The sequence below is a fragment of the Cellvibrio sp. UBA7661 genome (assembly GCA_002483365.1).
GTDB lineage: Bacteria > Pseudomonadota > Gammaproteobacteria > Pseudomonadales > Cellvibrionaceae > Cellvibrio.
Window position 1 is genome coordinate 151,700 of record DLHT01000018.1, and the last position, 16,286, is coordinate 167,985.

Below are 16,286 nucleotides of genomic sequence, written 5' to 3' on the forward strand. Positions count from 1 at the left end.
ATGACAAGATTGGAGCAATATCAGTGCCAATAAATTGATCTCGCTCAAATCCTTACCAACTACAAATAATTTATGGTGCACTTAATAGCGATTTCGTTGCCCGCTTTAAATGCAAAACTAAGTGTAGTCACAAGTTTGGCACCGAATCTGCAAATATCTTCAAAAGGATTCTTTTTTTGTTAAAAAATGGTGCAACAAAATGAGGTGATAATGGCTAAGCTAGTAGAACCCAGCGACATGACGTTTTTATGTAGCCCAAAAATGGGCCTGCCTGAAAATTGCGAAATTTCGTGCCAAATAATCCACTAAGGAATCGATTGAATGTTGAATGCCAAACAGGACACCGTTTTATCCCACGAGATGCTGCGCATAGTGACTGCCACACACCATGATCCGTTTGAAGTCCTTGGTCGTCATCCATTGGAAACTGCCGCGACTGCTGCAGCCGACACGAGAATTCGTGTTTTTCTACCTGGCGCAAGAACAGCTGCTCTTGTCATCAATCAGCAATTACATGCATTAAAACGTATTGAGGGAACCGATTTCTTTGAATGGCAGGGTTTGGCAAAGATTCTACCTACACACTACCAAGTGCAATGGTTTGATCGTCACAATCAGATGCACACCGAATTTGACCCCTACTGTTTTGCACCACAATTGGGCGACATAGACATGCACCTCTTCGCAGAGGGCCAACATTGGGACATCTACCAGCACCTGGGAGCTCACCCGCGTGTTGTAGATGGGATTGAAGGGGTCCTATTCGCAACATGGGCTCCCAACGCGGAACGGATCAGTGTTGTGGGCGATTTCAATGACTGGGACGGCCGCCAGCATTGTCTGCGCGTTCGTGGTGGCAGTGGTCTTTGGGAAATTTTTATTCCCGGGCTCAAAGCCGGCTCGCTCTATAAATTTGAGATCCGCAATCGTGCTTCCGGAGCAGTATTTCTGAAAGCAGACCCTTATGGGCAAGCGTTTGAAATGCGCCCGCAAACAAGTTCTATCATCCAGGCTCCATCAACTTATCAGTGGCTTGATAACGACTGGATGGAGAGACGAGCCCACTGGGATTGGCAATCATCCCCCGTTTCTATCTATGAAATGCATTTGGGATCATGGCGTCGTGGCCAGTCTGGCGAGTTCATGAACTACCGTGAGCTTGCGCACCAACTGGTGGATTACATCAAACCACTCGGATTTACCCATATTGAAATTATGCCGGTCAGCGAACATCCGTTGGATGATTCATGGGGTTACCAAACGACCGGTTATTACGCCCCTACAAGCCGATTTGGCACACCGGACGATTTTCGCTACTTTGTTGATTATCTCCATCAGCATCACATTGGCATCATTCTCGATTGGGTGCCGGCACATTTTCCTAAAGACGCCCATGCCCTCGCCCGTTTTGATGGCTCTGCGCTGTATGAACATGAAGATCCACGTTTGGGTGAACATCGTGATTGGGGTACCTTGATTTATAACTATGGCCGTAACGAGGTTCGCAACTTTTTGTTGGCCAATGCCCTTTTTTGGCTGAAGGAATATCACATTGATGGTCTACGTGTAGATGCCGTTGCCTCCATGCTGCATCTGGATTATTCACGGGAACCAGATGAATGGATTCCCAATATTCACGGCGGCAATGAAAATCTGGAAGCCATGACATTCCTTCAGAAATTAAATGAAGTGTGCCATGGCATGCATCCAGGTGCGCTTGTCATCGCAGAAGAATCCACCGCTTGGCCGCAAGTTACCCGCCCAACATGGGTAGGAGGATTAGGGTTTTCCATGAAATGGAATATGGGCTGGATGCACGACACGCTCGAATACATCAGCAAAGACCCTGTCCATCGTCAATATCATCACAACCAATTAACCTTTGGCATGATGTACGCGTTTACTGAAAACTTCATGCTGCCTTTTTCACATGACGAGGTAGTTCACGGCAAAGGCAGCATGATTAATAAAATGCCAGGTGATGATTGGCAGAAGTTCGCAAATTTACGTTTGCTATACACCTATCTCTATACCTACCCAGGCACAAAATTATTATTTATGGGAGGCGAGTTTGCACAATGGAGTGAGTGGGCACAAAGCCGTTCGCTGGATTGGCATTTGCTCGACTATGAGCCACACCGTGGTTTGCAGACATTGGTAAAAGACCTTAACCACTGTTACACCAATATCCCTTCACTTCACCAGCGCAATTTCCGTGGTGACGGATTTGAATGGATTGACTGCCATGACAGTACACAATCGATTGTGAGTTACATCCGTAAAAGTGATCATGAATTTACGATTGTTATTTTAAATTTCACACCGGTGACACGTAGTCATTATCGCATTGGCGTACCTGTTGCTGGTTCATATCATGAAATTCTGAATTCTGATTCCAGCTTCTATGGCGGAAGCAATTGGGGCAATAGCAATCCGATTTTTTCACAGGCTGTGCCTTGGATGAATCATGCGCACTCCTTGGAAATAAATCTTCCACCCCTTGGTGCGCTGATTTTGAAATTGGTTTGAATTGCAATGTTTGATTAGTAACAACAAGGATCACTTATGCAGAAAATTTTATTTGCAACCAGTGAAGTTTATCCACTGATAAAAACCGGGGGGCTTGCCGATGTCTCAGCAAGTTTGCCTCGCGCGCTATTAAAACTTGGATACGATGTAAAAATATTGTTGCCTGCGTATGCCAGCGTATTGGAAAAGATCACAGAAAAAAGCATCAAAACCATTGCACAATTTGAATTTGAAGGAAATCGAATTAGTCTTAAACAAACACGCTTACCAGGAACAAGGGTAACTGTCTGGCTAGTAGATATTCCTGAATTTTCAGAGCGAGCAGGCAACCCTTATTGCGGACCAAATGGTAACGATTGGTATGACAACCACAATCGTTTTTATTTGTTCTCCAAAACGGCAGAGCTTATTGCGCTCAATCAGATTAATCTTGATTGGCAACCCGACATTGTGCACTGCAATGACTGGCAAACTGGCCTAATACCGGCATTGCTATCCTTACACCAACAACGCCCTGCCACTGTTTTTACTATTCACAATCTTGCATACCGTGGATTATTCTCTTATCAGGCATTTGTTGAATTAAATCTCCCCAATTCATTTTGGCACCACGAGTGCCTGGAATTTTATGGACAGATGTCTTTTATCAAAGGTGGGCTTGTGTTCGCTGATTTCGTAACAACAGTAAGCCCCAGCTATGCAAAAGAAATACAAAAGCCAGAATTTGGCTATGGGCTTGATGGTCTGCTTCGTTATCGCAATAAGGTACTCGCAGGAATATTAAATGGAATTGATTGCGATGAATGGAATCCTGGTACCGATCCTCATCTTACTGCGACTTATAATCGTCGAACCCTGAGCAATAAAACAAAAAACAAAATGGCATTACAAGCGAGCATGGGCTTGACTGTTGACCAGAGCATTCCTCTTCTTGGTTTTGTTGGCCGTTTGGTAGACCAAAAAGGGGTGGATCTCATTCTTTCACAAATGAGTCACTTGCTGACATCAAACTACCAACTGGTAGTGTTAGGCAGCGGATTCACTCATTATGAGCAAACTCTAAAGAATATCGCTGTACAAAATCCCCATAAAGTCGCTGTATACATTGGTTATGACGAAGGATTAGCACATCAAATTGAAGCTGGGTGCGACATATTTTTAATGCCCTCCATTTTTGAACCTTGCGGGCTAAATCAAATGTACAGCCTGCGTTATGGAACCTTACCCATTGTGCATGCTGTAGGCGGTTTGCGCGACACAGTGATTGAGCAGCAAGCCGATGTCATGAGCGGAGAGGAAAATGGCTTTGTATTTCATAAGCCTGAAGGCAAAGAATTACTCGCTGCAATAGAGCGCGCCATAAAGGCTTATGAGCAACCCGATGCGTGGAAAAAAATGCAACTTAATGCAATGAGCAGGGATTTTTCGTGGGAAGCTAGCGCTAAATCTTACGGTGAAATTTACACACAAATAACATAAAACTAAAAATGCCATGGACAACCTTAAAAGGAAATCCGGGCATTTTTAATTTCAAAAATGTCAGCATATGTTTATTAAAAACGTCTTACGCTCGATAAACTAAAATTTTGGTATTGCCGCCAATAATTGGCGGGTATATTCCTGCTGTGGAGCAGAAAATAGCTGCTCTGTATCGCCCTCCTCTACAAATTTTCCATGTTGCATGACTACAACGCGGTCACATAAATAGCGTACGACCGACATATCGTGCGATATAAACAGCATTGTTAAATTATGCTTTTGAGTTAACTCCAGCAATAATGCAAGTATTTGTGCCCGAATAGTGACATCCAATGCGGATACAGGCTCATCTGCAATAATTAATTTTGGTTTTAATGCAATTGCACGAGCAATAGCAATACGTTGACGCTGCCCCCCGGAAAACTCATGAGGGTACTTCTGTATAAAACGGCGATCCAAGCCAACATCGTCCATGAGTTCCTTTATTTTATCCAGTACAGTATCTTTCGTAGCAACGCCATGAACTAATAAGGGCTCAGCTAATGTATCAAAAACTGTCATGCGGGGATTCAGGGAGGCATAAGGATCCTGAAAGATCATTTGCACATCACGGCGAATATTCTTCATATGAGTTTCGGTTAACCCGAGTAAATTCATACCATTAAAAATAATCTCGCCTTCTTGTGCATCAACCAAACGTATTATGCTTCTACCAAGCGTTGATTTACCTGATCCGGACTCTCCAACCAAACCCAAAATTTCACCGCGACGTATATTGAGGCTTACCCCTTCTACCCCTCTGGAAAAGTGCTTTATTCTGTTCCAAAAATTACCTGAATAAGAGGCAAATCCAACTTTTAGATTTTTAACTTCAACCAAAGGTTCCGCATCGGGAAGTGCTGCACTGGCAACAGGTTTGGCTGTAGTCAGTACTGCTTTGAGTAATTTTTGCGTGTATACCTGGGTAGGATTATAAAAAATATCAGTAGATTTTCCTTGTTCTATCAGCCGCCCCTTTTCCATTACCAGTACATGGTCTGCCATTTGTGCAGCAACGCCTAAATCATGAGTAATAAAAATAACGGCAAGCTTACGTGTTTTTTGCAAATGTTTTATAAGATCAAGAATTTGTGCTTGTACCGTAACATCCAAAGCAGTAGTTGGTTCATCTGCAATCAGTATTTCAGGTTCTGCCAGTAGTGCCATTGCTATCATTACGCGCTGTCGCATACCACCTGAAAACTCATGAGGATATTGATCAATACGTGTTTCCGCGTCACGTATTCCTACCTCAATTAAAGAAGCGATAGCGCGTTCACGCGCTATTTTTTTATTGGATAACTTATGCTGTAGTAAGACCTCAATCAATTGATCGGAGATGCGCATGTAAGGATTCAGGCTTGTCATAGGGTCCTGGAAAATCATCGCAATTTTATTGCCACGAATATTTCTCAAATCCTTTTCTGGCATCGATAGTAAATCTTTTTCGTGAAATATCGCCTGCCCTGACTCTATTTTTCCAGGTGGAGTTGGTATTAATCCAAGGAGTGAATAGCAGGCAACAGATTTACCTGAACCAGACTCTCCTACTATCCCTAAAACCTCTCCGGCATTCAGCGTGAAACTTAAATTTTCCACAGCTTGTGTTTGGCCATTGCGTGTATTAAAAACAACGCGCAAATTTTTTACAGACAGTAATGGTTGTGTCGGCATACTTAATCCTTTGACGCTTTGGGGTCTAGCGCATCACGTAAACCATCACCCAAAAAATTGAGTGAAAATAATGTAACTGTCAGTACCAGCCCAGGAAAGAGCAGTAGCCAAGGATATTCTTCCATGGTTTCAACGCCTGTGGATATAAGAGATCCCCAAGAGCTTGCAGGAGGTTGAACACCAAGACCTAAAAAGCTGAGAAAAGATTCAAGCAAAATCACACTGGGAATCGTGAGCGTTGTATAAACAATAACAGGCCCAAGTACATTGGGAATCAAGTGACGCGATATGATTCTCCATGGCGACAAGCCCATAGAAACAGCTGCCTCCACAAACTCTTGTTTTTTAATCATCAATACTTGCCCGCGAACAATTCGCGCCATCGTTAGCCACTCAACTGCGCCTATTGCTAAAAATAAAAGCAGTAAACTACTGCCAAACACAACGGTTAATAAAATAATAAATATCGTAAAGGGTAAAGCATAAAGCGCATCAACGGTTCTCATCATCAATGCATCTACCCTCCCCCCTACAAAACCAGCAATAGCTCCCCACAATACACCTATAGTTAATGCAACAGCTGTAGCAATAAAGCCAACAGCCAAGGAAATTTGGCTACCGTACATAATGCGGGTGAGTTGGTCACGCCCTAAAATATCTGTGCCCAACCAATGCTGCATGGAGGGTGCCGATGCACCCAAAGCCAAATTTTGTTCTTCATAACTATAAGGTGCAATCCAGGGAGTCAGTATCGCAATAACAATTAGTCCCAGTAGAAAATAAAGACTTATCATTGCCATTTTGTTTTTACGTAAGCGGGCAATTGCGTCCTCACTCAACGATCGTCCTTTTTCAAAATCATCCAAAGTTCGTGTTTCCATCGCTGATGCCATAACCTATCCTCTTGCTTCCAGTTCTTGCCGCAATTTTGGGTTTAACCAAACCTGCAAAATATCTGCGAGCAAATTGAATACGATGATTAAAAAAGCAAAAAAAATAGTGCAGCCAAGAATCATGGTGTAATCGCGGTTAAATGCTGCCATAACATAAAATCGCCCCAACCCCGGAACCTGAAAAATAGATTCAACCACAAATGAACCCGCAAGCAACCCCGCAATAGCAGGGCCAAGAAAAGAAATAACAGGTGTAATACCACCCCGTAATGCATGAATCAAAACGATGCGCGCTGTGGATAAGCCTTTTGCCCGTGCAGTGCGTATGTAATCTTGCGAAAGTACCTCCAACATTCCCCCGCGGCTAATGCGCGCAATGTAGGCAGCATAAACAGATCCGAGTGTAATTGAAGGAAGGATTTTATCGCCTGGAACCTGACCCCATCCCGCTACCGGGAGCCATTGCAGCCCAATTCCAAATATCAATAACAGAATCGGCCCCAAGACAAACGTTGGCATACAAATACCAATCATTGCAGTAGACATGGGCAGATAATCCAGAACTGTATTTTGTTTTAATGCTGCGACAATACCTATAGGTAGACCTATGACAAGAGCAAATAAAATTGCATAGGCAGAAAGCTCCAGTGTAGGAGGCAAGCCTGCAGCAATTAATTCGGTAACAGAATGGCTTGCATACTTAAATGATGGACCAAAATCTCCTTGAAGTAGATTACTCATATAATCAATATATTGCTTCCAAAGAGGGTCATCGAGATGGTACCGCTTATTCAATTGGGTCATTACCTCCGGAGGTATAGACCTGTCTTTATCAAAAGGGCCACCCGGTGCAGCCCGCACCATAAAAAAAGTGACGGTAGCTACCACCAATAAAACAGGAATAGCTTGTAAAACACGTTTAACTATAAACATGAACATAGGTTATTTTGCCTTGGCTTTATTGGCTTCAAGATACAGATTTTTATAAGAGTAATAATCCAAAATATTTTGGTGATACCCTTTTAACTGGGTCGAAATGAGATTGTTAGTCGTATAGTTATAGAGTGGAATGAAAGGAGCCTCATCCAATAATAAAGCTTCTGCTTTCTGAAAAACCTCGTAACGTTCTTCTTTGTTTACAATCGTGGCTGCTTGTTTAATCAAGCTATCATACTGGTTGTTTTTCCAGCCGCTTTTATTGTCGCCACTTGTGCTGGTGAATATTTCAAGGAATGTATTCGGATCTATGTAATCACCCACCCACGCAGTTCGAGCGATATTGTGATTTAAATTTTTAATTTCGTATAAAAATACCTTCCACTCCTGATTCTTAAGCCTCACATTGATATTTAACGTTTTTTTCCACATTTGCTGAACTGCTTCAGCAATTTTTCGATGATCTTCTGAATTATTATAAGTTAATTCTACAGCGGGAAAATTCTTGCCATTGGGATAGCCTGCTTCTGCAAGTAATTGACGCGCCTTTTCTGCATTAAAGCCAATCTGACTTCTGGATGTGTACCCCAAAGTATTAGGTGGAGTTAATGCCCCTGTGGCATTTTGTACGCCGTTCGTAACACTTTCTACTAGCATTTCCCGGTCAACTGCATAAGCCAAGGCCCTGCGAACACGCACATCATCAAACGGTGGTTTGGTGACATTAAAAACATAAAAATACGTTGCAAAATAAGCATAGTGATTGTATTCGGGATCTTTATTTGCTCGATAGACCGGCATTTTTGCGTAAGGCATCCATTCAGTTCGATGTAAATGCCCGGCTTTGAACATGCGCTCCTCGACTAACAATTGTTCTATAGGCATGAAATGAATTTCATTAAGCCGGACATTATCCTTATCCCAATAATATGGGTTTTTTTCGACAACCAATGATCTGCCTGGAACCCAATCTTTTAACGTAAACGCTCCATTGCCGACAAAATTACCTGGCTTCGTCCACGGATTTGCAGGATCATCCAGATCACCAAATTGTTTTATGGTGGCGGTGTGCACAGGAAATAACGCAAGATAATCCAGAAGCTGTAAAAAATACGGAGTCGGATTTTCTAATTCTATTTTCAGATGATGATCGTCCAAGGCTTTAAAACCAACGAGAGAAAGATCCGTAATTTCTCTGCGATAATATTTTTCAGCATTTTTAAACACAAATAATGAGGTCACGGTTTCATTGCCAAGTGCAGGCATTAATCCCCTCAGCCAAGCATTAACGAAATCGTGTGCTGTTAATGGATCTCCATTAGACCATTTTGCGTTTTCTCTGATATGAAATACGTAGGTCATATTGTCAGCGGACACCACCCAGCGATCCGCAACAGCAGGCACAATCTCCAATGTTTTAGGATCTTTAGCAACCAGCCCCTCAAATAACGACATCATGATTCGTTGTTCCGGCATGCCGTTAGTACCGTGTGGGTCAACACCTGTTACATCAGTCGCATTTCCGAAATAGAGTATTTGTTGTTCAGTGCCAATATCTACCAACGTCTTTCGCTCACAGGCAGCTAGCCCGGATACAACCATTGCCAAAAACAAGCCTCTTACTATTGTTACGATAGTCATTCCGCTCTCTGCCCCGCACTAATACAACCTTATTGATAGAATCATACATGGGATTACCCCAAAACCACTCCATGTTAGTACACTTTAATTTTCAAACCTAGCCATACAAAATCCTTTATTTACAATAACTTATGTGCATAAAATTCAGACTCACCTGACTTCCCTCACAGCTTTTAGCTATAACTATTTAACATCACGCGATGTTTCCCGACAAAACTACAGATTGCTGCTAAGCTTCAATTAAATATTTCTGTGGAATGTTTATAACAAGATCTGAACTATGCGAGATTACCTGCTCACCGAAGACCAACGCGATTGCCTTCAGGAAATAACCAATGTCGCTATGGGGCAGGCGGGATCGCATCTGGCTCGATTGCTGGATGTCTTTGTGGTGTTGTCCATCCCCCATGTCAGCGTATTGAATCCCACTGATATCGCAATGGCCTTACAATCATTGAATCGCGAAAGTAAAAACGACATAGTCCATGGAGTATGTCAGGGGTTTATAGGTGGCGGCATTGCTGGTGAGGCAATGCTTATCTTCCACGAGACTGATTTCGAGGACCTAGCCAAACTTCTTAAATATGATCGAGCCCCAGATGAGCAAGCGCAATATGAATTATTAATGGATACTGCAAATGTTCTGAATGGTGCTTGTTTACGAGGCTTGGCAGAACAACTGGATACTCATTTCAGTTTTGGTCCCCCAATGCTTCTAGGGCAACACTGCAATATTACTGATCTGCTACAAAACAATAACATGAAATGGAAACAGGCTTTAGTGGTAGAGATTAACTACTCTATTGAGAACCATAAGATTAATTGCGACCTTTTACTGGTTATTGCAGAACACTCTATTTTTGGATTAACTGAAAAGTTGAATTACCTACTCGATTAGGCTGAATAATAGCAATGGCAATTAGCGAAGAGCTCAGCAAATTATTTAAAGATGTTCACTGGCAAATGGACATCCTGCAAAATATTGATGTCGGTTTAGTCGTCATGAGTCCTGACTACCAAATAGAAGTCTGGAACAGCTTTATGCAAAACCATAGCGGAAAAGCACCTGAAGAAGTTCTCAATAAAAGCCTTTTCTCAGTTTTTCCCGAATTATCTGAACAATGGTTTAGGCATAAATCAAAAGCAGTGTTCGTTCTCCAAAACACCGCTTTCACAACTTGGGAACAACGTCCTTATTTGTTTCGCTTTCCTCATTATCGCCCTATTACTGGTACAGCAGAATATATGTATCAAAATAGTACGATTATTCCCCTTCTTGATACTAAAGGGGAAGTTGGGCATATCTGCTTGATTATTTATGATGTGACGGATACCGCCGTAAATAAAATTGCACAACAGCAAGCTAACAAACAGCTGCAGAATCTAAGTCGAACAGATCACTTAACTGGCTTATACAATCGCGGTTATTGGGAGCTTAGACTTATCCAGGAATTCAAGCGTTATGATCGCTATGAACAACCATCTAGTTTAATCATGCTGGATATAGATCATTTTAAAAAAATTAATGACAAATATGGCCACACAGTGGGAGATGAAGCGATTCGAGGTGTAAGTCGTGTCATTAAAGAGCAAGTTCGTGATTTAGATATTGCAGGCCGTTACGGTGGTGAGGAGTTTGGTATTGTACTCACCAATACTAATGGTGATGGAGCTTGTGTTTTTGCAGAGCGGTTACGTATTGCAATTGAAAAATTAACTATTTTCGCGGAAGGTCATGAAATAAAGTTTACGATTAGCTTGGGTGTAGCTGAATTAACAGAAAATCTGCACGATCACCGAAACTGGATTGAAAAAGCAGACCAAGCATTATACAAATCAAAAGAAGGAGGGCGAAACAAATACACCATAGCGCCTTAATTGCCTACGCATACAACCTAAAAATACTTTTCTCACCAAATAAATATAGAAGAAATCAAAAAGGCTCCATTGGAGCCTTTTTGATAAAGATTTACTTCTGGGATATATCCGCTGAATCTTTTAAAAACTTTTGATAACTAGAAAAATCATTTTTTCCATAGATGGCGGCAAGTTGAGATACTATTGCAGTCTTCTGTTCAGGAGTAACTTTTTCTTGTGTTCCAGCAACAACTGTTTCCAAAACAACCACCGCCACATCTCCAGTCGAAGTAGTCAGTGTATCAAAAGAGGGACTATTATTTACGGGCTTGGCCATCGAAAAAGCATGGCTCACTATTTCCGCATTGTCTTCCGCAGTGTTTCGTGCAGCTGCTTTCACTTGTTTGAGCTCAACACCAGCTTTTTTACTCACATCCAACAGACTCATTCCTGACTTTAACAACGCAATAAGTTCAATTGCTTGTTTATCCAGAGCAACTTTTGCTTTTTGTTCTTTCAATAAATTAACAATCTGCGCTTCCACTTCGGATAATGGTTTCACTTGGCTTGGCTTGTAATCAGTTTTCTTCAGCACGATTACATTGCTGGCATCAAGCTCTATAACATCACTACTATTACCTTCTTGCAGCACCTCACTCGAAAACGCAGCTTCAATAATATCGGTGTTTGCAAACAATCCTTTTCCTTTGTTGCGCTCAAATAGACCAGAATTCTCAACCTTTAACCCTAACTCTTGAGACACTTCATTTAAGTTTTCAGCGTTATATGATAAATCGCGAAGTCTCTCTAATTGAGCTACGAATATATTTTCAGCTTCAGCACGTTTTAATTGTTCTTCAATACTAGCTTTTTGTTCCTCATAACTTGGAGGCTCGGAACCTTTTTCAGCCAACAGTTTAATAATGTGGATTCCAGCATCCGTTTTTACTGCTGGAGAGATCTCTCCTACTTTCAGTTTCGCCAAAGCAGCTTCAAACTCTTCAGGAAACGCATCGCCTTTTGTAAAGCCTAAATCTCCGCCCTGCTCTTTGCTGCCCAAGTCATCGGAAAGTTCTTTTGCAATAGCTGCAAAGTCCTCACCTGCAGCAAGCTTTTCGGTAATAGCTTTTAGCTTTTCTGGATTTTCACCTTCAACAAGAATATGCGCAGCTTGCCTTTCAGTTGCAGCAACAAAATTAGATAAGTTTTGTTCGTATTGTTTACGCAACTGTTCATCTGTAACTACAACACTTTTCATCAAATCAGCAACGCTGAGATTAATATAATCAACAGCCACTTGATCTTCACTTGTAAATGCCTGTTGATTTGCTTCGTAATATGCTTGGATTTCAGTTTGATCCACAGTTAATGATTCACGCTCTTTTGATGCAGAAAGCAAAAGATAAGATAAATCACGAGTCTGAAAGCTAAGAGCGAATATGTCATCAAGCTGCTCTGATGTGATAAAAGCTGTTGCACCTATCCCTGCTTGGAGCTGATTAATCATCAATTCATCAGTTAAAATTTTTGAATACGTACTATGTGTATATCCCATATTACGTAAAACTTGTTGGTAACGGACATTATCAAACACCCCAGACTCATTTTTAAACTGAGGCGCATTCGCAATTTGTTCACTTAAATATGAGGCCCCCATTGTCAGCCCTGCACTTTCAGCAGCTTGTGACAACACCATTCGTTGAACCAAATTTTCTATTACTGGTTTACGTAGATATTCATCACTAAGAAATTCGGCGGGAATTTGATCGCCATAAGTATTGAGCATTTGCTGTTTTTGCATGCTGATTGCACGAGCAACATCCATCTCCGTAACAACTTCACCATTGACTTTAGCGGCTTGGTTAGCAGAAGTATCCCAATTGAATAACGCTTCAACACCCGTAAGGGCAAAAATGATTACCAAAAAGCCTATCAAAATAAACGAAATCACGCCTCTGGAATTGTCTCTGAGGTGTTGTAACATTTTGAACTCCTAGCGGGATAGATATGCCTAATAGACGGCATAAACAACAAAAGACTTAATTATTTGATTTTAAACAAGCTAACTATTCTATTAAGTACAAAAATCTAAAACATAGAAAGAGCAAAACTTAAAAAAAAAGCGCACCTGAATATGATGCGCTTCGTATACCTACAAGTGTCAAAATATATCAGCAGACACTTATTAATTTACTGCATCTTTCAACGCTTTGCCTGGCTTGAAGCCGGGAACTTTAGCAGCTGCAATTTTAATTTCTGCACCAGTTTGAGGGTTACGACCAGTACGTGCAGCACGTTCTTTGACTGCAAAAGTACCGAATCCCACCAAAACCACAGAATCTCCGTTTTTCAGGGCACCAGTGATACTTTCAACTACCGCATCCAAGGCTCGTCCCGCAGCAGCTTTAGGAATATCCGCAGATGCGGCAATGGCTTCAATCAGCTCAGTTTTATTCACACTTAACCCCTTTTGATTATTTGTTTCTAAAAACACAGTACAGATCAATTTTGTTATTAATCTAGATTATCTGTGCATCAAATGAATTGCGATTTATACCAACACAGCAGGAGAGGGTCAAGGAAAGCTTAAAGCTTTACACAAAACCCTTTGTTCCGGTTCATAAAATAAACAGTGGCGTGCAATTTCGAATCAGCTACCTTTCCCTCAGTGAGTACTTAATCTACTGTCGCTATCCGTGGCTTTCTGAGCTGCTTTCTCCAATGCACGATACTCCTCGTCGCTTAGAGGCTTAGGACTAGATTGCAGAGCAATTGCCAACACCTCATCAATCCATTTTACTGGTTTTATGTGTAAATCTTCCTTTATATTGTCGGGAATTTCTTTTAGGTCACGCTCATTATCAGCAGGAATAATCACTGTCTTTATTCCACCTCTATGCGCAGCCAAAAGTTTTTCTTTAAGCCCACCGATACGCAAAACCTCCCCCCGAAGAGTTATCTCTCCTGTCATGGCAACGTCTGCCCTTACAGGGATATTGGTTTGTACAGACACCAGTGCAGTACACATGGCAATACCTGCGCTCGGACCATCTTTAGGTGTTGCACCTTCGGGGACATGAATATGTATATCTACCTTTTCATGATGATCTGGAGCTATCCCCAAAGCCTGGCTGCGAGACCGTACGACAGTCAAAGCTGCTTGGATAGACTCTTGCATAACATCACCCAATGAGCCCGTTTTAATAATCCGCCCCTTGCCTGTAACAGCCGTTGCCTCAATTGTAAGCAATTCACCGCCTACTTGTGTCCAAGCTAAGCCAGTCACTTGCCCTATTTGATCCTTACTTTCTGCCTTACCAAAATCAAATTTATGGACACCCAATAAGCTCTCTAATGAGGAAGCATCTACCAGATCTACGCTATTTTTATGACCTTTTACATGATGCGTAACCACCTTACGACAGATCTTAGCTATTTCACGCTCAAGCCCACGAACACCGGCTTCTCGGGTGTAATAACGAATGATGTCACGAATAGCAGCCTCGCTAATATTGATTTCACTTTCCTTTAAGCCGTTTGCCTTAATTTGTTTCGGCAACAAATAACGTTGTGCAATATTGAGTTTTTCATCTTCCGTATACCCGGGAATACGAATAATTTCCATGCGATCCAACAATGGGCCCGGTATATTCATTGAGTTTGAGGTACATACAAACATAACGTCAGATAAATCGTAATCAACTTCAAGATAATGATCACTGAAGTGGCTATTTTGCTCTGGATCCAAAACTTCCAATAAAGCCGAAGCTGGGTCCCCTCGATTGTCCATACCCATCTTGTCAATTTCATCCAGCAAAAATAGCGGATTACGCACACCCACCTTTGCCATTTTCTGGATTAACTTCCCTGGTAATGATCCAATATAAGTTCTTCTATGGCCACGAATTTCGGCTTCATCCCGTACCCCTCCTAACGCCATACGAACAAATTCACGATTTGTTGCGCGCGCGATAGATTCACCCAAAGATGTTTTACCAACACCAGGTGGACCGACGAGACAAAGAATTGGCCCCTTTACTTTTTTTACTCGCTGCTGAACTGCCAAGTATTCAAGGATACGTTCTTTTACTTCATCGAGACCAAAGTGGTCTTTATTCAAAACCTCTTCTGCACGATTAAGATCGTGACGAACTTTGCTTCTTTTGCTCCAAGGCACCCTTATCATCCAATCGATATAAGCACGCAGCACAGAAGCTTCTGCTGACATAGGCGACATCATTTTCAATTTATTAAGCTCTGTACGAGCCTTCTCTTCAGCTTCTTTGGGCATTGCTGCGGCAACGATTTTTTTTTCAAGTTCGTCCGCTTCGCTAACCTCCTCCCCTAGTTCACCAAGCTCCTTTTGAATAGCCTTAATTTGCTCGTTTAAATAATATTCGCGCTGACTTTTCTCCATTTGCTTTTTAACGCGACCACGAATTTTTTTTTCAACATGGAACAGATCGACCTCTGCATCCATCAAGTCAAGTAGATGCTCAATTCGTGCGTGGATGTCTGCCATTTCAAGAATGGATTGCTTTTTGGGAAGATCTAATGACATATGAGCAGCAATCGTATCTGCCAATCGGCCAGGCTCATCAATTCCAGACAATGAAGTAATGACCTCTACTGGAACTTTTTTACTAAGATTTACATATTGCTCAAATTGGCCTATAGCAGATGCAACTAAAGCACGAGCCTCTGCATTGGCAACAGGAGAGCTAACAATTACCTCGACATTTGCCCTGAAAAAAGAATCCGCTTCTTCAATAGATTCAATATGCGCTCTTTCCCGCCCTTCAATTAGCACTTTTACAGTTCCATCAGGTAATTTAAGGAGCTGAAGGATGGTTGCAATGGTCCCTATCTCGTAGAGATCTTGCGCTACAGGCTCGTCTTGTTGTGGATTTTTTTGTGCCACTAACAATACTTGCTTGTCACTTGCCATTGCCCTTTCCAAAGCCTCAATTGACTTGCCTCGACCGACAAATAATGGGGTAACCATATGCGGGTAGACAACTACATCTCGCAATGGAAGTAATGGGATTTCAGTGATGTGAAGATTTGGAAGGGTTTCAGCGACCATTGGTTCCTCTCTAATTACGGAAAGACAGGATACTGTCTTACAATGAAATAAGATTGGGGGTTAAAATGCCGAATTACAAGCGGTGACAGATTAAAAAACAAAAAGAGCGCATTTTTGCGCTCTTTTTGTTTTCGAATTACTGATGACTTAAC

11 protein-coding genes are annotated in these 16,286 nt (G+C 41.8%); 4 read left to right on the forward strand and 7 right to left on the reverse strand.

What is annotated here, in order from left to right; genetic code table 11:
- Positions 1-321: 321 nt before the first annotated feature.
- Together glgB and glgA are read left to right on the forward strand one after the other, a co-directional pair.
- A complete protein-coding gene (gene glgB / locus B2739_RS15865; protein WP_331346828.1) occupies positions 322-2,529 on the forward strand; it encodes a 1,4-alpha-glucan branching protein GlgB in 2,208 nt (735 codons plus the stop codon).
- Between the two features lie 36 nt (positions 2,530-2,565).
- The gene (glgA, locus tag B2739_RS15870) at positions 2,566-4,008 is read left to right on the forward strand and encodes a glycogen synthase GlgA (protein WP_331346829.1); all 1,443 of its coding nucleotides are present in this window, start codon (positions 2,566-2,568) and stop codon (positions 4,006-4,008) included.
- 99 nt (positions 4,009-4,107) lie between these two features.
- Here glgA and B2739_RS15875 read toward each other — a convergent pair whose 3' ends face one another.
- From B2739_RS15875 to B2739_RS15890, 4 genes are read right to left on the reverse strand one after another with little or no spacing between them, the layout of a single operon-like run.
- Positions 4,108-5,721: an ABC transporter ATP-binding protein gene (locus B2739_RS15875; protein WP_331346830.1), complete on the reverse strand. Its 1,614-nt coding sequence runs from the start codon at positions 5,719-5,721 to the stop codon at positions 4,108-4,110.
- Positions 5,722-5,723: 2 nt separating this feature from the next.
- Positions 5,724-6,614 carry an ABC transporter permease gene (locus tag B2739_RS15880; RefSeq protein ID WP_331346831.1) on the reverse strand — a complete coding sequence of 297 codons (891 nt, stop codon included), beginning with the start codon at positions 6,612-6,614 and terminating at the stop codon, positions 5,724-5,726.
- Positions 6,615-6,617: 3 nt separating this feature from the next.
- Positions 6,618-7,553 carry an ABC transporter permease gene (locus B2739_RS15885; RefSeq protein ID WP_331346832.1) on the reverse strand — a complete coding sequence of 312 codons (936 nt, stop codon included), beginning with the start codon at positions 7,551-7,553 and terminating at the stop codon, positions 6,618-6,620.
- Between the two features lie 3 nt (positions 7,554-7,556).
- Entirely contained in the window at positions 7,557-9,191 is a 1,635-nt protein-coding gene (locus B2739_RS15890; RefSeq protein WP_331346833.1) for a peptide ABC transporter substrate-binding protein, read from the reverse strand.
- 280 nt (positions 9,192-9,471) lie between these two features.
- On the opposite strand from B2739_RS15890, the gene B2739_RS15895 reads away from it, so the two are divergent.
- A complete protein-coding gene (locus B2739_RS15895) occupies positions 9,472-10,089 on the forward strand; it encodes a hypothetical protein (RefSeq protein ID WP_053094156.1) in 618 nt (205 codons plus the stop codon).
- A 14-nt stretch (positions 10,090-10,103) separates the two neighbouring features.
- Positions 10,104-11,069: a diguanylate cyclase gene (locus B2739_RS15900; RefSeq protein ID WP_331346834.1), complete on the forward strand. Its 966-nt coding sequence runs from the start codon at positions 10,104-10,106 to the stop codon at positions 11,067-11,069.
- Positions 11,070-11,160: 91 nt separating this feature from the next.
- On the opposite strand, the gene B2739_RS15905 is transcribed toward B2739_RS15900, so the two are convergent.
- From B2739_RS15905 to lon, 3 genes are all read right to left on the reverse strand, one after another.
- Positions 11,161-13,032, reverse strand: a complete 1,872-nt coding sequence (locus B2739_RS15905; RefSeq protein WP_331346835.1) for a SurA N-terminal domain-containing protein — start codon at positions 13,030-13,032, stop codon at positions 11,161-11,163.
- 201 nt (positions 13,033-13,233) lie between these two features.
- Complete coding sequence (locus B2739_RS15910) at positions 13,234-13,506, reverse strand: HU family DNA-binding protein (RefSeq protein WP_039914522.1); 273 nt, start codon at positions 13,504-13,506, stop codon at positions 13,234-13,236.
- 207 nt (positions 13,507-13,713) lie between these two features.
- Positions 13,714-16,134 (reverse strand): endopeptidase La, encoded by a 2,421-nt coding sequence (lon, locus tag B2739_RS15915; protein WP_331346836.1) that lies wholly within the window; start codon positions 16,132-16,134, stop codon positions 13,714-13,716.
- Between the last annotated feature and the right edge of the window lie 152 nt (positions 16,135-16,286).